13 protein-coding genes, 6 pseudogenes and 1 other annotated feature are annotated in these 21,026 nt (G+C 61.3%); of the genes and pseudogenes, 14 read left to right on the plus strand and 5 right to left on the minus strand.

The features are described 5' to 3' along the window. Position 1: 1 nt before the first annotated feature. The 9 genes and pseudogenes from EGJ34_RS01770 to EGJ34_RS01810 all read left to right on the plus strand — a co-directional run bounded on the left by EGJ34_RS01770 (position 2) and on the right by EGJ34_RS01810 (position 10,095). On the plus strand, positions 2-610 hold the full coding sequence (locus EGJ34_RS01770) for a GNAT family N-acetyltransferase (RefSeq protein WP_125358459.1): 609 nt from the start codon (positions 2-4) through the stop codon (positions 608-610). Next, complete coding sequence (locus EGJ34_RS01775; protein WP_024957958.1) at positions 607-1,497, plus strand: carbon-nitrogen hydrolase family protein; 891 nt, start codon at positions 607-609, stop codon at positions 1,495-1,497. The genes EGJ34_RS01770 and EGJ34_RS01775 overlap by 4 nt, the downstream gene beginning before the upstream one ends. Continuing rightward, a complete protein-coding gene (locus EGJ34_RS01780) occupies positions 1,434-1,706 on the plus strand; it encodes a metal-sensing transcriptional repressor (protein ID WP_050426966.1) in 273 nt (90 codons plus the stop codon). The genes EGJ34_RS01775 and EGJ34_RS01780 overlap by 64 nt, the downstream gene beginning before the upstream one ends. A gap of 59 nt (positions 1,707-1,765) precedes the next feature. Then, the gene (locus EGJ34_RS01785) at positions 1,766-2,875 is read left to right on the plus strand and encodes an S-(hydroxymethyl)glutathione dehydrogenase/class III alcohol dehydrogenase (protein WP_024957959.1); all 1,110 of its coding nucleotides are present in this window, start codon (positions 1,766-1,768) and stop codon (positions 2,873-2,875) included. Positions 2,876-2,918: 43 nt separating this feature from the next. Further along, positions 2,919-3,317, plus strand: a complete 399-nt coding sequence (locus EGJ34_RS01790; protein ID WP_024957960.1) for a VOC family protein — start codon at positions 2,919-2,921, stop codon at positions 3,315-3,317. A 181-nt stretch (positions 3,318-3,498) separates the two neighbouring features. Next, a pseudogene (locus tag EGJ34_RS01795) lies at positions 3,499-4,023 on the plus strand (DUF3422 family protein); the annotation flags it as partial. A gap of 161 nt (positions 4,024-4,184) precedes the next feature. Then, positions 4,185-5,497 (plus strand): annotated as a pseudogene (locus EGJ34_RS01800) (replication-associated recombination protein A). 124 nt (positions 5,498-5,621) lie between these two features. Next, positions 5,622-7,418 (plus strand): annotated as a pseudogene (gene nhaA, locus EGJ34_RS01805) (Na+/H+ antiporter NhaA); the annotation flags it as partial. Between the two features lie 25 nt (positions 7,419-7,443). Continuing rightward, the gene (locus EGJ34_RS01810) at positions 7,444-10,095 is read left to right on the plus strand and encodes an excinuclease ABC subunit UvrA (protein ID WP_024957962.1); all 2,652 of its coding nucleotides are present in this window, start codon (positions 7,444-7,446) and stop codon (positions 10,093-10,095) included. A gap of 80 nt (positions 10,096-10,175) precedes the next feature. Here the strand turns inward: EGJ34_RS01810 and EGJ34_RS22625 are convergent. The 3 genes and pseudogenes from EGJ34_RS22625 to EGJ34_RS01825 all read right to left on the minus strand — a co-directional run. After that, a pseudogene (locus tag EGJ34_RS22625) lies at positions 10,176-10,777 on the minus strand (DNA-binding domain-containing protein); the annotation flags it as partial. A gap of 199 nt (positions 10,778-10,976) precedes the next feature. Next, positions 10,977-12,041, minus strand: coding sequence for an alkene reductase (locus tag EGJ34_RS01820; protein ID WP_024957963.1), 1,065 nt, complete (start codon positions 12,039-12,041; stop codon positions 10,977-10,979). Between the two features lie 210 nt (positions 12,042-12,251). Then, positions 12,252-13,214 (minus strand): helix-turn-helix domain-containing protein, encoded by a 963-nt coding sequence (locus EGJ34_RS01825; RefSeq protein ID WP_049460453.1) that lies wholly within the window; start codon positions 13,212-13,214, stop codon positions 12,252-12,254. A 114-nt stretch (positions 13,215-13,328) separates the two neighbouring features. On the opposite strand from EGJ34_RS01825, the gene EGJ34_RS01830 reads away from it, so the two are divergent. After that, positions 13,329-13,631, plus strand: a complete 303-nt coding sequence (locus tag EGJ34_RS01830; RefSeq protein WP_024957965.1) for an antibiotic biosynthesis monooxygenase — start codon at positions 13,329-13,331, stop codon at positions 13,629-13,631. 255 nt (positions 13,632-13,886) lie between these two features. Here the strand turns inward: EGJ34_RS01830 and EGJ34_RS01835 are convergent. After that, positions 13,887-15,049: pseudogene (locus tag EGJ34_RS01835) on the minus strand (IS3 family transposase). Continuing rightward, positions 14,706-14,822, minus strand: a sequence feature (AL1L pseudoknot). Its footprint overlaps the pseudogene before it by 117 nt. A 130-nt stretch (positions 15,050-15,179) precedes the next feature. After that, positions 15,180-15,746 carry a substrate binding domain-containing protein gene (locus EGJ34_RS01840; RefSeq protein ID WP_024957967.1) on the minus strand — a complete coding sequence of 189 codons (567 nt, stop codon included), beginning with the start codon at positions 15,744-15,746 and terminating at the stop codon, positions 15,180-15,182. Between EGJ34_RS01840 and EGJ34_RS01845 the strand changes: the two are divergent. From EGJ34_RS01845 to EGJ34_RS01860, 4 genes and pseudogenes are all read left to right on the plus strand, one after another. Further along, positions 15,738-15,854 (plus strand): annotated as a pseudogene (locus EGJ34_RS01845) (antibiotic biosynthesis monooxygenase); the annotation flags it as partial. The gene EGJ34_RS01840 and the pseudogene EGJ34_RS01845 overlap by 9 nt on opposite strands. 385 nt (positions 15,855-16,239) lie before the next feature. Then, positions 16,240-17,019, plus strand: a complete 780-nt coding sequence (locus EGJ34_RS01850) for a hypothetical protein (protein ID WP_125358468.1) — start codon at positions 16,240-16,242, stop codon at positions 17,017-17,019. A 196-nt stretch (positions 17,020-17,215) separates the two neighbouring features. Next, positions 17,216-17,944, plus strand: a complete 729-nt coding sequence (locus tag EGJ34_RS01855; protein WP_125358470.1) for a hypothetical protein — start codon at positions 17,216-17,218, stop codon at positions 17,942-17,944. 804 nt (positions 17,945-18,748) lie between these two features. Beyond that, entirely contained in the window at positions 18,749-20,917 is a 2,169-nt protein-coding gene (locus EGJ34_RS01860; protein ID WP_185750035.1) for an AAA family ATPase, read from the plus strand. Positions 20,918-21,026: the final 109 nt, after the last annotated feature.

A 21,026-nucleotide genomic window follows, 5' to 3' on the forward strand; every position in this document is an offset into this window, starting at 1 on the left:
GATGACCAGCGACGTGCAGGTGCTGGTTCGTCGTGGTCCGGACATTGCCGAATGGTTCGATGCCGTGGCAGGCCTGCGGGCGAGCGTCTTCCGCAGCTTTCCTTACCTGTACGAGGGCGACACCGAATACGAGAAGCACTACCTCGCTATGTACGCCCGTTCGGCAGACAGCCTGCTGGTACTCGCGCTCGCTGATGACGTGGTCGTGGGTGCGTCCACGGGATTGCCGCTCGGCGATGCGGAGCCGGCCTTCCACGTGCCGTTCGCCGATCGAGGAATCCCGATGGAGACAGTGTTCTACTGCGGCGAATCAGTCCTGCTTCCGGCCTTCCGGGGCCTTGGCCTGGGCCATCGCTTCTTTGACGAACGCGAAGCGCATGCCCGTTCGTTGGGGGGCATGCAGTGGACATCGTTCGCGTCGGTGGATCGAGCAGACGACGATCCCCGGCGTCCTTCCAACTACCGCAGTAATGATCCCTTCTGGACCCGTCGTGGCTACGTGCGGCAGTCGGACATGAAGGTTACGCTGCCCTGGAAACAGGTGAGTGAGCCGAGCGAAACCGAGCAGACGCTCACGATGTGGCTGCGCCCCCTGGAGAACGCGAAATGAAAGTAGCAGTTGCGAAATACGCCGTGGGTCAGCCCACGGACTTCGAGGCATTCGCAGCGCGGCAGCGGCAGGTTCTGGAGGAGGCGAGCCGTGCCGGAGCGGAACTGGCCGTGTTGCCCGAATATCTGTCCCTCGAACTGGCTGCGATGTTCGAGCCTGGCATCCGCCAGGATTTCAACGCCTCGCTGGCCGCGCTGCAGGCCTTGCAGCCTGCGTGGCTGGACCTGTACACCGACCTGGCGCGCGAGCTGCGCATGACCATTCAGGCTGGTACGTTCTTGACCCGGGTTGGACCGGATCGCTATCGCAACCGCGCGTGGTGGTTTGCGCCGGACGGCACGCGTGATTACCAGGACAAATTGCAGTTGACGGGGTTCGAGAAAGACACTGGCGTCATCGAGGGGGGCGACGAACTCAAGGTGTTCGACCTGAATGGCGTGCGTGCCGGCATCGCTGTTTGCTACGACAGTGAGTTTCCATTGCCCGTGCGAGCCCAGCGAGAGGCGGGTGCACGCCTGCTGTTGGTCCCGAGCTGTACGGACACGAGGGCAGGTGCAACCCGGGTTCGTGTGGGCTGCATGGCGCGGGCACTGGAGAACCGGATGTTCGTCGCACAGGCCGTGACGACGGGAGCCGCTGACTGGAGTCCGGCGCTGGACACGAACACTGGCGAGGCCACGATCTATGCACCCATGGATCGTGGATTCCCCGAGGACGGCATTCTCGCGACTACTTGCGGCACGCAGACATGGGCGATCAGTGATCTTGACGTTGAGGCACTGGAACGAAACCAAGAACAGGCCCAGGTTGCGGTCGATCGTGACTGGGACGGACAGATGTTGCCTGCACTGCGGAAAGCTCGCCACTCGGGTCATCAGGTCGCCTAGCGACTCTTGAGCAAGCGCTTGATGCAGGTGCGCAATGCCCTGCAGCTGCTCAGCAGCTTGCGGCCGTTCGCGGAGCAGTCAACGGATGGATGGAAACCGTTCTGGAGAGCTATCTGCGGGAAGAATTTCCCAGTAGCGAAATCAGGAGCGATTCGCAGAACAAGTCCATTGACGAGACCATCTCTATCGTCCGCTCCTATCTGCGATAGAGGCACCAGGGTGCCCTCGATGAGGGCAAATTCAGTTAGGCAGTAAAGGAAGCGACATCATGAAATCACGTGCAGCAGTAGCCTTCGGGCCAGGAAAGCCGCTGGAAATCGTCGAGATCGACGTCGAGCCACCACGCAAGGGCGAGGTGCTCATCAAGATCACGAATACCGGCGTTTGCCATACCGACGCCTTCACCCTGTCGGGCGAGGACCCCGAAGGTATCTTCCCGGTCGTGCTGGGTCATGAAGGTGCGGGTATCGTCGTGGAGGTGGGTGAAGGTGTGACCAGCGTGAAGCCTGGCGATCACGTCATTCCGCTCTACACCGCCGAATGCGGCGAGTGCCTGTTCTGCAAGTCCGGCAAGACCAACCTGTGTGTCGCGGTTCGCGCAACCCAGGGCAAGGGGCTGATGCCCGATGGTACGACTCGCTTCTCGTACAACGGTCAGCCGGTTTACCACTACATGGGCTGCTCGACCTTCAGCGAATACACGGTCGTCGCCGAAGTCTCGCTGGCCAAGATCAACCCGGACGCCAACCACGAGCACGTCTGCCTGCTGGGCTGCGGCGTGACCACCGGCATCGGTGCCGTGCACAACACGGCCAAGGTACAGCCCGGCGACTCGGTGGCCATCTTCGGCCTCGGCGGCATCGGTCTGGCTGCGATTCAAGGTGCACGCCAGGCCAAAGCGGGGCGCATCATCGCCATCGATACCAATCCGGCGAAGTTCGAACTGGCTCGTACCTTCGGCGCGACCGAATGTCTCAACCCGAAGGACTTCGACAAGCCGATTCACGAGGTTCTGATCGAGATGACCGGCTGGGGTGTCGATCACACCTTCGAGTGCATCGGCAACGTCGACGTGATGCGTTCGGCTCTGGAAGCTGCCCACCGCGGCTGGGGCCAGTCGATCGTCATCGGCGTGGCTGGTGCTGGCAAGGAAATTTCGACCCGCCCGTTCCAGTTGGTCACCGGTCGCACCTGGAAGGGTTCGGCGTTCGGTGGGGTCAAGGGCCGCACTCAGCTTCCCGGCATGGTGGAAGACGCAATGAAAGGCGAGATCGATCTCGCCCCGTTCGTCACCCACACCATGGGCCTGGACGACATCAACAAGGCCTTCGACCTGATGCATGAAGGCAAGTCGATTCGCACGGTGATCCACTACTGATCACCCACTATCCATTCAACATCAGCCACCAAGGAAATCAACCATGTCCAATCCTGTCATTTCCGGCGACGGCATCTTCTCGCACGTCTTCGTCGGCGCCGCCGACCTCCAGGAGTCGACCGCGTTCTATGACGCCGCTCTGGGTGCTCTCGGCATCAAGAACCTCGGTCCTTTCGGCAACGGATGGGTGCTTTTCGGTCGCGAAAAGCCGGCTTTCATCATCGCCCGTCCGGGCAATGGTGAAGCGTCTTCCAGCAACGGCGTGACGGTCGGCTTTGCGGCCGCCACTCCCGCCGAAGTGGACGCCTTCCACGCCGCCGGCCTTGCCGCAGGCGGTACCGACGAGGGCCAGCCCGGCCCGCGTGGCCACCTGCCGGGTGCCTATGCGGCCTACCTGCGTGATCCGGCGGGCAACAAGGTCTGCGCGTACACCTTCGTCTGAAAGCCCGGAAGCTGAGGGCGTTCTGAAAAGGCCAGCACAAGCCTCTAGACGGCCAGCCTATTGGACGGACCGTGTAGAGCGGTGCCCGCTCATGAAGATGGCCCGCAGCCATGTGCCAAACGCATGGCTGCGGGCATTTGCTTTGAAGCGTGTTTTTTCACCAAGAGGAAATGAGGTCGTTGTGAAAGAGCCGGCCAACATCAATACGACGACCGTACACCCCACTGCGACCGCCACCGTGTACGGCATGCCGGCCTATACCGATCGTGCTGCCGCCGCGGGTGAAGTGCACGCGCGCCCGCATCTGTTGATTCAGGCCCCCCGCGGCATATTGCAGCTCGCTTTCATGACCGAAGGCGACCAGGCCAGGGATCAGATGGCGATGAGCGAGTTGTCCCATCGCTTCGGCGTTGCCGAACCCGACCATGCTACGCCGCTTCACGGCGTGACATGGGATGAAGGAGACCTGCACTGCGAAAAGCACACCGAGTTCTCGACGTATCTCTGGTGCGCTTCGCTGGATTCCGAGACGGGAGAGCCGTGCGGCGAAAATCCGTTCAAGCATGGATTTGTTCCTCCCGGCCCGGTCGTATCCGGCATCCGTTTGAGACTTCTTCCGTGGACGCAGGAAACGGAGAAGGAGGTCGATCGCTTCGATCCTGCCAGCCTGTGCTACTCGCTGGTGGAGAACGGCTCAGCGTCGCTTTGAGCTGGGTATGGAACCACAGCATCGGCTACCGCGGCTCTCGCATCATCATGCATGCGATTGCCGACAAAGAGCCCACGGCGTTGGACAAATCCGGCTCCCTGGATTGAGGTGCCAACGTTATCGGAACGTCAACTATCACAAATGCCAGGGTGAGGAACTTGGCCGATCTATTCACGACAAAGCCCAAGCCTCCCTTGGCCGAACTCCTGCGGCCCAAGGCGCTGGATGAATTCGTTGGGCAACGGCACTTGCTCGGCCCCGGCAAGCCGCTGCGTCTCGCGTTCGAGGCGGGCAAGTTGCACTCGTTCATCCTCTGGGGGCCGCCAGGCGTGGGCAAGACCACCCTGGGGCGCCTGGCCGCCAGTGCGACCAACAGCCGATTCATCGCCATCTCGGCCGTGCTGGCCGGGGTGAAGGACATCCGGCAAGCCATCGACGAGGCCCAGGCTGAACTGGACAACCATGGTCGATCGACGGTGCTTTTCGTCGATGAGATCCATCGCTTCAACAAGGCGCAGCAGGATGCCCTGCTGCCCCATGTCGAGTCCGGTCTCCTGACCCTGGTGGGGGGGACGACCGAGCATCCGGGGTTGGCGGTCAATTCCGCACTGCTCTCGCGCGCACAGGTCTATACCCTCGAACCGCTGTCCAGCGACGAACTGAACCAGCTCTACGAACGCGCACTGCCGCATCTCCAGGGCGTCACGCTGGACGCGGACGCGCTTGACCTGCTCAAGGGCTTTGCCGATGGCGATGGCAGGCGCTTCCTCAATCTGCTTGAGCAGGTGACGAATGCGGCGTCGGGCGCTGGCAAGACCGTGGTCGATGGCGAGTTTGCCAGGCTGTCCACCAGTCCATCGCTGCGCAGGTTCGACAAGGGCGGTGACGAGTTCTACTGGCAGCTCTCAGCCTTCCACAAGTCGCTACGGGGCTCCGACCCCGATGCGGCCCTGTATTGGCTGGCCCGCATCCTCGACGGCAGCGGCGACGTAAGCCAGGTGACCCGCCGCATGGTGGTGATGGCCAGCGAAGACATCGGCAATGCCGACCCGCAGGCGCTGCAACTGGCACTCAATGCCGCGCTGGCCTACGACAGGCTGGGCTCACCCGAAGGTGAGATACCGCTGGCCCAGGCGGTGACTTACCTCGCACTGACCCCCAAGTCGAATGCCGCCTATGCGGCCTGGGATCAGGCCAAGGCATTCGTCAAGCGCAGCGGTTCCCAGCCAGTGCCACTCCATCTTCGCAATGCGCCGACGAAGCTGATGAAGCAGATGGGCTATCGCGAAGGCTACCGCTACGCGCATGATGAGCCCAACGGCTATGCCGCTGGGCAAACGTATTTTCCCGAGGGCGTGGCGCGGCCGGGCTGGTACCAGCCAACGGACAGGGCGTCGAGCGAAGGCTGGGAGAAAGGCTTGCTTGGCTGCGCTCGCTCGATGACGCGACGCCGCCAAGCCCGGACGCTTGACCGACATCCCCCCGAAATCGGCCCATTGCTACCTCACGAACTACAGGATAAGAATATGCCAGACGCTTCTCTCGGTGAATCCTCTGCGAATATCAGACGGAGTCGAGTTGCCCGCTATCTACGCACGGAGTCTGGGGCGGCGGTGCTGCTGGTGATCGTCACGGTTGTGGCGCTGGCGTGGGCGAACTCGCCGCTATCCGATGCCTATTTCGGGTTGTGGCACCTGGACGTCGGGTTCAACTTTGGGCCGCTGGGCCTGCACATGGACCTGCATCACTGGGTCAACGATGGCCTGATGGTCATCTTCTTCTTCCTGATCGGCCTGGAGGTGCGTCAGGAATTCGCCCACGGGTCGCTCAGGGACCCCAGCCGTGCCCGTCTCGCCCTGATCGCGGGGGTCGCGGGTGTTGTGCTTCCCGCGCTGGTGTACGTCCTGCTCGTGGGGCTGGCCGGAGGTCAGGGCCTGCACGGGTGGGGGGCGGTGGTCGGCACCGATACGGCGTTCATGCTGGGCACCCTGGCGATCGTCGGTCCGCGGCTGTCTGGTCAATTGCGTGTGTTCCTGCTCACCCTGACCGTGGTCGATGACTTCCTCGCCGTGTCCATCATCGGCATCGTCTATAGCGAGGAGTTCCGCGTCGTCCCGTTGTTGATCGCCCTTGCCAGTCTCGTCGGGTTGTGGTTGCTGGGGCGCACCCGCCAGTGGCGGGCAATGCCGTATGTGCTGATCGTGATCGTGCTGTGGCTCGCAACCGTGTATTCCGGCATCCATGCCTCCCTCGCCGGGATGGCCGCGGGGCTGCTGATCCCCGCCTATGCGACGCAACGTCACGGGGTCGTTGCGGCAAGACAGTTGTTCCGTGACTTCTGGCAGTCTCCGAGTGCCGCATCGGCCCGCGCGGTGGACTACGGGCTGTCCCGGGGTATCTCGGTGAACGAGCGGCTGCACGAGTTCCTGCGGCTGCCGACGGCGCTGCTGATCGTGCCGGTGTTCGCCTTGGCGAACGCCGGGGTGGACCTGCGTGGCGGGCTGCTCGCCGAGGCCTTTGGCTCGCCAGTCACGTGGGGCATCATCGCAGGGCTCGTGCTCGGCAAGCTCCTGGGCATCGGGCTCACCACGCTCGTCGCCATCCGTCTCGGCCTGGGCCGGCTGCCCGAGGGCGTCGGGGTGGGGAGCGTGTTCGGTGGGGCGGCGCTGTCCGGGATCGGCTTTACCGTGTCGCTGCTGATCATCGGGCTCGCGTTCGGCACGACCTCGGACCTGGGCCGCCAGGCGACGGTCGGCGTGCTCGTGTCGATGGTGTTCGCCACGTTGCTCGGGTGGCTCATCTTCAAGGTCGCCGCCCAGCGGTGGGGTGAGAAGACCGCGGACCTGCCGATGGTGCTTGAGCCGCCGGTCGATCCGGAGATCGATCACATCCGCGGGCCGGAGGACGCGCAGCTCACACTCGTCGAGTACGTGGACTTCGAGTGCGAGTACTGTGCGCACGCCACCGGTTCGTGGGACGATCTTCGCGCCCACTTCGGTGACGACCTGCGGTATGTGGTGCGCCATCTTCCGCACCACCCGCACGGGCCGATTGCCGCGCGTGCGTCCGAGGCAGCGGCGAACCAGGGGATGTTCTGGCCGTGGCTGGACTTCGTGTTCACCCGTCAGCACGCGCTGGAGCGCGAGGATCTGATCGGCTACGCCGCAGAGCTTGGGCTCGACGTCGATCGGTTCATCGCCGATCTCGACAGCCCTGCGGTGATCGAGCGTGTCGAGCGCGACCTCGCCAGTGCGGTCGCCAGCGGTGCGCACGCCACGCCGACGTTCTTCGTCGAGGGTCGCCGCCTGCGCGGCAGCTACGACGCCCGCTCTGTCACCGCAGCACTGGAAGCCAGCCGCCGCGGCACCCGAACTCAGGAAGTCCCGTCCTGAGCGGGACGAACTACAAGTCAAGAACATGCCAAACAATTCTTTCGGTGAATCCTCTTGTGCCGCTGCGGCCAGCGGCCTCGTGCAGGTGCGTGGCGCGCGCGAGAACAACCTCAAGGAGGTGGACGTCTCCATCCCGCGTAACGCGCTGGTGGTGTTCTCGGGTGTCTCCGGCTCCGGCAAGTCCTCGCTGGCCTTTGGCACCATCTATGCCGAGGCCCAGCGGCGCTACTTCGAGTCGGTGGCTCCCTATGCGCGGCGACTGATCGACCAGGCCGGCGTGCCGGACGTCGATGCGATCGACGGCCTGCCGCCGGCGGTGGCGCTGCAGCAGCAGCGAGGCTCCAGCAACGCGCGTTCCTCCGTGGGCAGTGTCACCACCCTGTCCAGCCTGGTGCGGATGATGTATTCGCGTGCCGGCGCCTATCCGGCCAACCAGCCGATGCTGTACGCCGAGGATTTTTCGCCCAACACGCCGCAGGGAGCGTGCCCGACCTGCCACGGCCTGGGCCATGTGTACGAGGTGACCGAGGCGAACATGGTGCCCGACCCCTCCCTGAGCATCCGCGAGCGGGCGATCGCCTCCTGGCCCCCCGCCTGGCAAGGCCAGAACCTGCGCGACATCCTGGTCAGCATGGGCTACGACGTTGACCGACCGTGGAAGGACCTGCCGAAGAAGGATCGCGACTGGATTCTGTTCACCGAGGAAACACCGACGGTGCCGGTGTACGCCGGCCTCACGCCGGCCGAGACCCGCGCCGCGCTCAAGCGCAAGATGGAGCCGAGCTACATGGGCACCTTCACCGGCGCCCGACGGTATGTGCTGCAGACCTTTGCCAACACCCAGAGCGCGCTGATGAGAAAGCGCGTGTCCCGGTTCATGGAGGGCAAACCGTGCCCCACCTGCCACGGCAAGCGGCTCAAGCCCGAGGCGCTGTCGGTCACGTTCGCCGGCGTGGACATCGGCGAGTTCATGCAGGTGCCGCTGGACCAGTTGGCGGCCTTGCTCGAACCCATCGCCCAGGGCGATTTCCGCGCCCATGCAGCGGGGGCGGCTACGGACAAGGAAGCGACCCGACGCGACCGTGCCGAACGCGCGGCCTCCGGCCGCGCCGTCCATGCGGTATCGCCCGACGTGCGCCGCACCTCGGCGCTATCGGAAGAAAAGCGCCTCGCCGCGCAGCGCCTGGCCGGTGGCGTGATGGCGCGCCTGCGTCAACTGCGTGGGCTGGGTTTGGGTTACCTGACGCTGGACCGAGCCACGCCGACGCTTTCAGCCGGCGAGTTGCAGCGCCTGCGGCTGGCGACGCAATTGAGTTCCATGCTGTTCGGTGTCGTGTACGTACTCGACGAACCCTCGGCGGGCCTGCACCCCTCCGACAGCCAAGCCCTGTACGACGCGCTCGACCGTCTGCGCGAGGCCGGCAACTCGGTGTTCGTGGTGGAGCACGACTTGGACCTGATGCGCCGTGCACAATGGCTCGTGGATGTCGGGCCGGATGCCGGCGAGCGTGGCGGCCGCGTGCTCTACAGCGGCGAGCCGGATGGCCTGCGCAAGATTGCCGAATCGCGTACTGCACGCTACCTGTTCGATGAGATCCCCGCGCCGGGAAGCCGGGCACGCGAAGCGACCGGCTGGCTGGAGCTGCAGGACATTCACCGCCACAACCTGCATGGCGTGAATGCGCGCATTCCGCTGGGCGTGCTGACGGCCGTCACCGGCATCTCCGGCTCGGGCAAGTCCAGCCTCGTCGCGCAGGCCCTGCCGGAGCTGGTGCTGCTGCACCTGGGCCACGAGCCGGAAGACGATGCGGCCGAAACCGCCACCAGCGAAGGGCCGACAGTGATCGAAGCGACTGGCGGTCGTCTGGCAGGCGACGTGGACGCCATACAGCGAATGGTGCAGGTGGACCAGAAACCGATCGGGCGCACGCCGCGGTCGAACCTGGCCACCTACACCGGCCTGTTCGACCATGTGCGCAAGCTGTTCGCTGCCACGCCCGATGCGCGACGCCGCCGCTATGACGCCGGGCGCTTCTCGTTCAACGTCGCCAAGGGGCGCTGCGAGACCTGCGAGGGCGAGGGCTTCGTCAGCGTGGAACTGCTGTTCATGCCCAGCGTGTACGCGCCGTGCCCGACGTGCCATGGCGCACGCTACAACGAGGCCACGCTGAAGGTGCAATGGAACGGGCGCAACATCGCCGAGGTGCTGCAGATGACCGTGGACGAAGCCAGCGAATTCTTCGCGGGTGAAGACGCTGTGGCAAGGCCACTGCAACTGCTGCGCGATATCGGACTGGGCTACCTGCGCCTGGGGCAACCGGCCACCGAGCTTTCCGGTGGCGAGGCGCAGCGTATCAAGCTGGCGACCGAGCTTCAGCGCAGCCAGCGCGGCCGAAGCCTGTACGTGCTCGACGAGCCGACTACCGGGCTGCATGCGTCGGACGCCGACCGGCTGCTGGTACAGTTGCAGCGCCTGGTCGATGCCGGCAATACCGTAGTGATGATCGAACACGATATGCGCGCGGTGGCCCAGGCCGATTGGGTGATCGACGTGGGGCCTGGTGCAGGCGCTGCCGGCGGCAGCATCGTGGTGGCGGGCTCCCTTCAGCAGGTGGCCCGAACGTCTGGCAGCAGAACCGCTCCGTTCCTTGCACAGGAGTTGGCGCGGGCCGAGTAGCTCAGTTCGCCAAATGTTGCCAATTTTCGCGGGGACTTGATCGTCGCCACACGACGGTGGCGATCAATGCCCGAATCGCGTCATCCTTCCTGAGTCAGAGCAAGATGGGGGTTGTTGGGCGGTATTTCGGCGAGTGCCAAGGACCCATCTTCGAGGAGGTAGCCATGCAGTCGGCGGGACTTCCTCGGGCCCGTGACTTCACAGGTCCAAGTGTTCAGTCCTGGGCTGCTTTCGATGTAGCTGCAGCTTCTCGAAGCTCTTCTGCACCCACTGCCAATCCTGTTGATTCTCCTGCTTGGCGAGTGCGGCCACTTCGGGATGCTCCTGCGCATAGCGTGTGGAACACACCCGGGCTGACCAGGCAGGCCGTGTCATTCACCGTATGCACGAGTACCTTCGCGTCGTTGATGATGAACCGTCGTGAGGCGATTCCCTGCTTCAGCCAAACCATGAACTGTTCCCCGGATGGCTTCGTTGCCGATGGCCCAGGCGTAGGCGCGGGTGCAGGCGATGGAATGGACGTCGCGGCTGTTGCTGGCGCGGGGGTGTGGAGGAACTCCTCGGCATCCTGGCCAACGCCGGCCGAATCACCCAAGCCCACCATCGCGAGCAAATCCTCCATGACGTCGGGCACGGGCTGGGCTGCGGGCGGTGAAACGATGGTGGTGCTGTCGCCCTCCCAAATCGGCCTCGGCACTACCTGAGCCGGAGACGATGTACGAGTTCGGCGGGCGGCGAAGCAAACCGAGGCAACTTATCAATTAAAGATCGTGATGGCGCACAACACTCGGTAGACGCCATCGATTCACAGCTTCGCAAGATCGAAGGGCAGAGCCTTGGGTATAAAGTGGCTCGTTTCTTCGGTCTTCTGGGGCGGTGACTTACGCGACCTGCAGTGTCGGATAGTCTGTATAGCCCTTGGCGCCACCTGCGTAGAACGTGTTGGAGTCAGGCGCGTTCAGCGGTGCCTTGGCCCTGATGCGTGCGGGCAGGTCCGGGTTAGCCAGGAAGGCGGTGCCAAAGGCCACAGCGTCAAGCTTACCTTCGGCAATAGCTGCCTCTGCCTCATCAGCGCTGTAACCCATATTGCCCACCAACACACCCTTGTACTTTTCACGCGCTACGGGCATGACATCGGCCTTCTGCACGCCGAAGAAATCGGCGCGCATCACGTGCAGGTAGGCTAGCTTGAAGGCATTGAGCCTATCGGCCACGAAGCCGATGAAGGCCAGCGGGTCGCTGTCTTTCATGCTGTTGAAGCTGTTGAGGGGCGACAGGCGCAGACCCACACGTTCGGAACCGATCGCCTGGGTCACGGCAGTGAGTACCTCGAACAGCAAACGTGCACGGTTTTCCGGCGATCCGCCGTAAGCATCGGTGCGCTGGTTGGGCGTGTCGCGCAGAAACTGGTCAATCAGGTAGCCGTTGGCGCCGTGTACTTCCACACCATCAAAGCCGGCGGAAATGGCGTTGCGTGCGCCTTGAGCAAACGCAGCCACGATGCCGGGAATCTCTTCGACGGCCAGGGGGCGGGGCACCGCGTGCGGCACCTTGCCTTGGGGCGTGTGGATCTCACCCTCAATAGCGGTGGCGCTGCTGGAGACAATGGGGGCGCCATCGGCAGCGCCAGGGTAGGCTGCGCGGCCAGCGTGCCAGATCTGCATGAAGATGCGTCCGCCCTTGGCGTGCACCGCGTCGGTCACCTGCCTCCAGGCTGCAATCTGCGCGTCGTTGTAGATGCCAGGCTCATTGACGAAGGCCGATGTACCGGGCGCCACCATGGTGCATTCGGAAATCAGCAGGCCGCCGGTGGCTCGCTGGCTGTAGTACTCGGCCATCAGCGCGTTGGGCATGTGGCCAGCGTCGGCACGGGCGCGTGTCAGTGGTGCCAGAAGGATGCGGTTGGGCAGGTTGAGAGAACCTACTTGAAGTGGATTGAATAGCATGTGGATGAAAACCCAGATTAGTGAACAGAAAACAGTGGTAAAGCTAACAGTATTCCCAATACTCTGACCTTTGAAAGGTCACTGAAAACTATTTTGGCACGGCTGGTGCTTTCGCACCCAACGCACGATGTAGTAGACGCAAGTGGGTAGGCCTTTGCTTCGGACAGTTTCCCGGCGGTCTCCAGCCGTACATACACCAAACGCCTCTGGTCATCCACCGCGTCGCAACTCCCTGACACCCCGGCCCAGCTTACGGCGCAACAGGGCCCGCAGGGTCACCCCATCCGAGTACCCGACCTGTGCGGCGACCTGGTCGACGCTCGCGTTTCCGGTGCGCAGGAGATGCACGGCATGTTCCACGCGCAGGTCCTGGAAATACGACAGCGGTGTCTTGCCCAAAACGCTTTGCAGCCGCCGCGCCAAGGTACGCTCGCTTGTGCCCGCGGCGCTGGCCGCCTCGGCGAGCGAGAACCCCTTCGCGAGCCGACGTCTGGCCCAGCACTCGAAGCGCTCCACCATCGGGTCGGCATGCGCAAGGTGGTCGGGAATCACGAACTCGGCTTGCGAACTGCGTGTCTCGACCAGCAGATAGCGTGCCACCAGGGCCGCCAGCGCCGGACTGCGCTCCCGGATGATGCGCAAGGCCAGGTCGACGTGGGCCAAAGCGGCACCCGCGGTGGTGAAGCGTGTCGAGTTCACGATCATGCGTGACTCGTCCAGCGTGACGTTCGGATAGCGCTGCCGAAACATCGGCCCCAGCCACCATGACGTCGTCGCACGATGCCCATCAAGCAGGCCACTCTCTGCAAGCAAGAAACTACCGGAGCAAGCGGCACCTAGGTGCGCGCCAGCGGTGGACCACTGCTGTAGCGCCGCGACCGCGTCGGGCACGTCGGGGCGTGTGAGCCGAGCCGAGAGCGTGTCAGGCATCTTGTCACCAAACGCGGGCACAAGCACGACGTCTGGTTCCGGCATACCACGCGCAGTGACCACGGGGACCGTCAAGCCTTGCGCAGTTCGGATGCGACGCCGCACGCCCACCAGCGTGAGCTCTATGTGCGCGGGAGCCTGTGGCAGCGAGCCCGCCATCGCATTGGCCAAGCCCACTGTGTCAGTGAGCGCCGCAAGCCCCAGATCAAACACGCCATCACAAACAAGGATGTGGAGTTTCATGGCAACAATGATATCAAAGTTGTCATTATTGCCTATAGAGATGGCTGTTATGAGGATTTAGATTGCAGGCTCGTTGATCCATTCACCTAACCCATTTACCCAAAGGAATACATCATGACCAAGCTCGCTCTGTTTGTTCGCCTCGAAGCCAAACCCGGCCAGGAGGCTGCGCTTGCCGACTTCCTGGCCAGCGCACTGCCGCTCGCCAACGCCGAGTCCGGCACCACGGCCTGGTTCGCATTGAAGTTTGGCCCTTCGACGTTTGGTGTGTTCGATGCCTTTGCCGATGAGGCAGGTCGCCAGGCGCATCTGAACGGCCAGATCGCCGCGGCCTTGATGGCCAACGCCGTGACCTTGCTCAGTTCTCCGCCCAATATCGAGAAGGTCGAACTGCTTGCAGCCAAACTGCCTGCATGACAACTCGGCCTTGACCCAATCAGCTCACGCTGCAGGATGGGGGTCACACAGCCCTACGTGCGACCCCTCACTCGTGTGATGACGAATGAGTTTCTCAATAGCCTCGGGTGGGACTTTCGTATGGTAGCTGTGCGCACGATACGCCTGGGAGTTCTTCCCAGCGCGGAGGCCCTCCTGTCTTGACCGCAGTTCCTTGGACCCGGTGTAGCGTAAGCCTGAATCGCCCCGGGATTCCCGGAGGCTCGTTGGCGTGAGTCACGTCTCCGTGACGTGCTGTCGCTGTTGATAGTAGTTCGCTTCGGCTTCGGCGGGTAGGATGTAGCCGATCGATCCGAGTAGTCGCCGGTGGTTGTACCAATCCACCCAGCGCAGCGTGGCCAGTTCCAGCTCTTCGCGACTGCGCCAGGAACGACGATGCACGACCTCGGCCTTTTACAACCCATTGATCGTTTCGGCCAGCGCGTTGTCGTAGCTGTCTCCGACGCTTCCGACAGACGGCTCGATGCCGGCTTCGGCCAGGCGCTCGGTGTAGCGAATCGACACATATTGCGATCCGCGGTCGCTGTGATGCACCAGCGCGTCGCCCGGACGCCGCGCGTGAAGCGCCTGTTCGAGCGCATCGAGCACGAATTGGGTCTGTTGGCTCGACGACAGCTTCCAGCCGACGATTCGCCGTGCGTAGACGTCGATGATGAAGGCGACGTAGGCGAATCCCTGCCAAGTCGAAACAAAGGTGTAGTCGCTGACCCACAGTTGGTCCGGACGGTCCGCTTTGAACGTGCGATGCACCAGGTCCAGCGGACAGGGTCGGGCCGGATCCGGATGCGTCGTCCGAACCGACTTTCCGCGCACAACCCCGGCAATCCCGAGTTTTCGCATCAAGCGTTCGACCGTGCATCGCGCCACCTCAATCGCCTCGCGGTTCATCTGGCGCCACGTCTTGTCGGCCCCGTAGACCTCGTGGTTCTCCGTCCAGACACGCTGAATCTCCGGCATGAGCGCAAGGTCACGCCGGACGCGCGGCGACGCCCGGAGCGTGTCCCGGCGCCGCGCAGCATGCTCCCGGTACGACGACGGAGCGATCTGCAGAACGCGGCAGATCGGCTCGACTCCGTAGACGTCGCGGTGCTCGTCGACGAACGAGCGCATCACTTGGTGCGGCGGTCGAGCTCCGCCTGGGCAAAATACGCCGACGCCTTGCGCAGGATCTCGTTCGCCTGGCGCAGTTCGCGGTTCTCGCGCTCGAGCTGCTTCAATCGCTCCAGATCCGACGTCGTCGGCCCGGCACGCATGCCTTGGTCACGCTCGGCCTGCCGAACCCAACGACGAAGGGTCTCGGCCGTGCAGCCGATCTTGCCGCTGATCGAACCGATCGCGGCCCACTGCGAGTCGTGGTCCTTCTGGTGCTCCAGCACCATCCGGACGGCCCGCTCCTGTACCTCGGGGGAAACTTCGACTTTCTCATGGCTCCATCCTCTCAAGTGATGGAGCCTCCGGGGAAGCCGGGGCGATTCATACAGTCAAACGAGTGACTTGTTCAGACCTTCCCTAAGGCAAAGCCGGCAACGACCCAATAGCTGTCTGCAATTCATCGAACACGACCCGGACTCTCGCTGGCACAGGGGCGCGCTGAGGCCGATAGACATACAAGCCCCAAGCCGGGGGCTCTTCCTTCTGCAGAACCCGCACCAGTTTTCCACTGGCGATATAGGGGGCCGCCATGTAGTCCGCCAATTGAGCAAACGCAATTCCGGCCAATGCGGCGCCCATTTCCATGTCGGCGTTGTCCGCGATGAAGGCTGGCGACACAGGCGTCCACTGGCGTCCTGCACTGAAGTGCCAGGACCACGGTCGCCCGGTATTGATGTCGATGGCCGCTGTCACCGGAGAACCGGCCAGTTCATCGACTCCATCCGGTGTTCCCACCTTCTTGGTCAGACGCGGAGCTGCAACGATTGTAAGGCGCATATCGGCAGCCTTGCGCGCGACGAAACGACTGTCGCGCATGAACCCGACCCTGACCCCGACATCGATCTTGTCGTCGACCGCATTGCTGATGCGATCAGACAAGCGCACATCCAACATGATGTCGGGATGACGTTTGGCAAAGCCCATCTCTCCGGCAAGGTTGCGGCGGCCTTGATGGCAAAGGCCGGGGAATTATTCTCCGAGCCGCCGACCATCGAGAAGGTAGAGGTGCTTGCGGCAAAGCTGCCCGGCTAGGCAACTCGGCAGGCGTAGACAGCCGAAACCGCCTTCGGGCGGTTTCAATGGCTGCTGGCTCGAGAACAGGGGCCAGTGCAAATAAAACCACCCCTTCGATGGGCGGCTCGACAGAATTGCAGAGGCGCACGACACATCGTCCGCTTTGGGTCGGTAGCGGACATTGCCACCTTCCCTTACGGTCGGTCTGGGCCCATGTCCGCTTTCCGCCAGAAGCAGACTCTAGGGGGAACTCCAAGCAATCGTATGGCATCATCATGCCGACTGAGCGGACGCGGACGAGCTGATCGAGATCGGCCGGGCCGGTGTACTGGACTAAGCACGCTCACGCGATTCGATCACCCAAATTAGTGTCGATCAGTTCTGCTACGAGGTAGATTCCTGGATGAAATCGTTGTTGCAGTGCGTTGAGTGCACCAAGTCGGGCAGCGTCCAACCGTACCTGTTTGTAGGCGACTACTACGATGGACACACGGTCGAGGCCACATGTCCGCTCGGCCACGCAGCATTCTCCATCGTCCAGAACCCAAAGTTCGAAACGCTGCTGACCGCTGCCGCAGACGCATTGATCCATGATCAGACGCTTCAAGCTGTCGCATGCCTGGCTGCGTCGCGCGAGCGACTTTTCGAGCTTGCGATCCGTGTCTTCGCCCGGTCCAGCGGTGTTGATCCGGGCAACTTCGAGGCTTCGTGGAAGGAGGTGGCCTCGCAGTCTGAGCGGCAGTTCGGTGCTTTCTTGTTTCTCTATCTTGCTGCGACCGGAAAGCCCTACGAGTTCGACAAGAAACTGGCTACTGCCCGGTACGCGGCGCTCCACAAAGGCGAGATTCCAACGACAGGCGAAGCATTCGATTACGCAGGCAAGGTCTACCAAGAGATCTCGAACTTGGCGAACTACCTGCGGACTGATCACAAAGAGTCGCTGCGTGCCGTGCTCCACGAAGAGAACATGCGTAAAGCCGGCCGAGCTCCCAAGGGTGTTCCAGTAGGAACCATTGCACTCTTCAGCATCTACGGAATCGAGGCAGAAGAGAACAGGGCAAATTTCAAGGAAGCGTTCGATCAGTACAGAGACTGGTTGCCCGCGCTACCGGAAGTTGCGGAATCGACACAAAAGGCTTCTGGCGTGCATACGACAAGGAGTCATCCGCCGCACTCCGAATAGAACCTTGCTTCCATGGTTCGCTGAGGCGGGATCCGCTTCGTACGCATTCCGATTCATGTGACGTCACATGATTGGACGTTAATTGAGCACTTCAGAGTGTCTCGGTTCGGAGGCACGTATTTTCGACAAGGCATACTACAGATACTATTTGGCAACAGGCATACTTGATTCACCTCAGTAACCTTCTCACTCGCACATGTCGAGCTTTCTCAACCCTGACGCTCTGCGGCTCTTCTTCGGCCCCCATTTCGACGTGGATGTCGCCATGGACGCGGTCATGCGGTACCAAGGCGTGAATGTCCTCAAAGGCGAACTTCGTGATTCAGCGACCACAGGTGTCCCGCACACGGGTATCCGGCTTGTCGGCCATCACGACGTGGACACCGGGTCTTCGATTTTCACTTTGATGCTGGAGCCCGGTCATATGAGCGGGGTACGTTTTTTCGCTGAAAGCAAACATCGCTTGTTCGGAGGCAGCACACTGGTGTGCGTGCCCCTGCTTTACTGCTCGACGGAGTACACACCTACCGGTGATCACATCGTCTATCGGCATACCTACAAACGGCCACTGTTCACTCAAGAAGAGCTTGAGAGAATTACAAAGAGTGGAACCGCAGAAGAGCAAGTTAAGGCGTTTGTTTTCACCAAAAGCCGTATCGGCTACGAGACGATCAAAGGCATGAGCTATGTCGGCCGATCTCGGCGCTCGTGGCAGCAAAGATACATGGAGCACGTTGAAGAAGCGCTGGAAAAGAACTCGAACCGCCGCTTTCACGAGGCTATGCGGGGGATGCAGGGCCAGAACGTGATCTGTGTGCACGACATCTCGGCTTATGGGATCCCTGAAGCCTCAGCCAAAATGATCGAAAGGCAACTGATCAAGACTTCCACGTTGTATCCGATGGGACTAAATATGCGGATCTAGACCCGTGAGAGTTCATCCGCAACGTCATCTTTCTGGTGGCAGGAAATCGACCACTGGCGCAGTGTCCGCTTCCGGCCAAGACTGGACCTCGACTATCCAAAGGTGCACAAATTGAGGTGTTCTCGACACTCTGCAGTAGAATCTAAGCATATTTTTCCGGGGACTCAGCTCTCCATCTAGCAGTGACAATCCTCTTCGATCAGCAACATAGGCGGGTGTAGGCGTCCTTCACGAAGGAAACTACCTTCGGTGCCAAGCAACGGTGGCTTCCCGATCCCTACAACACGATTGGCTGGCGCGGTGATCGGTACCGGGTTACTCGCGTGCTCCTGCTACCCGCACCTAGCTTAAGGCAGGGCTGATAGCGACGGTGCTACAAGTCTCTACCGGCACCTGTCGCGGGTCTCCGCCGCTTGGTGCACCTCTACGCCTACTATAGATTGAGGTCCATCAGCGAGATTCCATCGGCGAAGGGTGGCGACCTCTCAGAGGCCCCCCCCTGCCGGAAGTCCAGGCCTAAGTGACCGCATCAGCTTTCCGAGCCATCCGTACGGCCCGTGCAATGTGACAGCTGATCGGTCTCAGTTGGCTCTAGCCGATCTGGCCGAACCCGACTGGCGGTGCAGCCCCACGCCGAGCTGCACTGCCAAATTACAGGATACGCTGGCATCTAGGCCAAACTGATGTTCCACAATATCCCCCGGCCGACGTCTTGGATCTTGCCACTCTGACTCGGGGAAATCTGGCTTCGAACCGCAAAGAATGACCTAGGAAGCTCGAACTAAAAATTAGGAGAGAGAGAGAATGGAAAAGCTCAAGCTCCAACTGGAGAACTGCTACGGAATCCGCAAGTTGGACGTCGTGCTGGACTTCGCCGGCACGGCAGCTATCGCCATCTACGCACCAAACGGCTCGATGAAGAGCTCTTTGGCATGCACCCTTCAGGACATCGCCAATGGAAACCCATCGCGCGACAGAATATTCCCGAACCGCGCGACGGTCCGCGTGGTCAGCGATGAGAACAATGCCGACCTCGTTGCTAGCGATGTACTCGTGCTTAGGCCATTTGAGGATTTCGCCAGCAATGGAAACGCCACCGCTACGCTCTTGGTGAATGCCACACTTCGTGTGGAGTATGAAGCGCTGCACACTGGAATCACCGCTGCGCGAGCAGCACTTGTCATGGCGATCAAGACCACCTCGAAAACCAGGCGCTCTGTGGAGCGCGAGATTCTGTCAACGTTTGCGCCTGCAGACGGAGATTTCAACACTGCTTTGGTTGAGCTTAAGGATGAGCTGTCAAAGGACTTGAAGCCAGACTTCAAGGATGTCCCCTACGACGTGCTAAACGATGAGAAAGTCGTGGCATTCTTGGGCCAAGGTGATTTCCGCACGGCGATCAACGAGTACACGAAGAAGTACAACGAGTTGCTCGCCGCGTCGAAGTACTTCAAGAAGGGAGGCTTCAACTATTACGCGGCTACCAACGTCGCCAAGGAGCTGAAGATCAGTGGCTTCTTTAAGGCAAATCATACCGTTCGACTCAGCGGAGACGAAGAGAAGGAGATCAAATCCGAGACAGAGCTCCAAGCTCTTGTTGATGCAGAGCGCGCCAAAATCTCTGAGGATGCTGCTCTTCGGAGGAAGTACGAAGAGCTTGAAAAGCAGATCCAGAAGAACGCGCAGGTTCGCGAGTTTGAGGCGTACATGCAGGGGCACGAGGAACTGCTGCCCGAGCTGGCCGATCCAGCGGCCCTGAACAAGAAGCTCTGGCTGTCCTATCTGAAGGCGAATCACGATCTATACACTGACCTCATCAACAAGATCGAGAACGCTGCGGTTCGCTCAGCCAAGATTGAGGCGCAGGCCGGCCAAGAGCACACACAATGGCAGGGTGTGATTGATATCTTCAATAGCCGCTTCATCGTCCCGTTCCATCTCGAGGTGGCCAACAAGGTTCAAGTTGTTTTGGGAACGGAGACAGCACCGCGCCTGGGCTTTGTCTTCAAGGAGGGGGGTGATCAAGCACAAGTCGAACGAGACACGCTTCTACAGACGTTAAGTACTGGAGAAAGAAGAGCGTTTCACGTATTGACTATGTTGTTTGACATTGAGGTACGCGGCTCGGCAGGCAAGCAGACACTCCTAGTTGTTGACGACATCGCCGACTCTTTTGACTACAAGAACAAGTACGCCATCATCCAGTACCTTTCCGACTTGGCTGAAGGCCAGAATTTCAAACTGCTCATCTTGACCCACAACTTTGATTTCTATCGGACCATCGAGAGCCGTCGTCTCGTTCATCGGAAGAACTGCTTCATGGTGTCAAAGACAGCCACTGGGATAAGTCTGGAGGCTGCCCAGGGCGTGCGTAACGTCTTCATCAATGTGTGGAAACCCGCATTTTTCACCGATAACCGCAAGAAAATCTGCTGTATTCCCTTCATGCGCAACCTGATTGAGTACATGAAGGACGAACAAGATCCAGACTATCTTCTCCTCACGTCCCTGCTTCACTGGAAGGCCGGTACAGATCAGATCACCGTGGCGGATCTTGATGGCATCTACTCCAGGCTCTTTGGCATCAACGGACAGTCTGGCAACCCTGGAGAGCGACTCATCGATATTCTAGGCATTGAAGTCGCTACTTGTCTGCAGGCCCCGGATGGAATCAACTTCGAGAATAAGGTTGTGCTGGCGATTGCTACGCGCCTGCAAGCAGAGCGATTCATGGCGGGGAGGATCAACGATTCAGCTTGGCTGGCTGCGATCACAACCAACCAGACTCAGGCGCTACTGAAGCGCTATCGGAACGACTTTCCTGCCGAACTTCCCAACATTGGCGTCATTCAGCGCGTCCTACTGATGACGCCGGAGAACATTCATCTGAACTCTTTCATGTATGAGCCAATCTTGGACATGTCCGATCAGCATCTTCGCCGCGTCTACACGGAAGTCGCCGCATTGGTCTAGCGGCGGAGGACAGCTGTGCTTCCTGCATTACGGCGACCAGCGCACCGCCGCCGATGACCACGAACTAGTCCCGGAGTTTCGCAAACCACTGGCCAAACTCCGGCGCGCC

It is taken from the genome of Stenotrophomonas sp. 278 (assembly GCF_003935715.1).
Lineage (GTDB): Bacteria > Pseudomonadota > Gammaproteobacteria > Xanthomonadales > Xanthomonadaceae > Stenotrophomonas > Stenotrophomonas maltophilia_AH.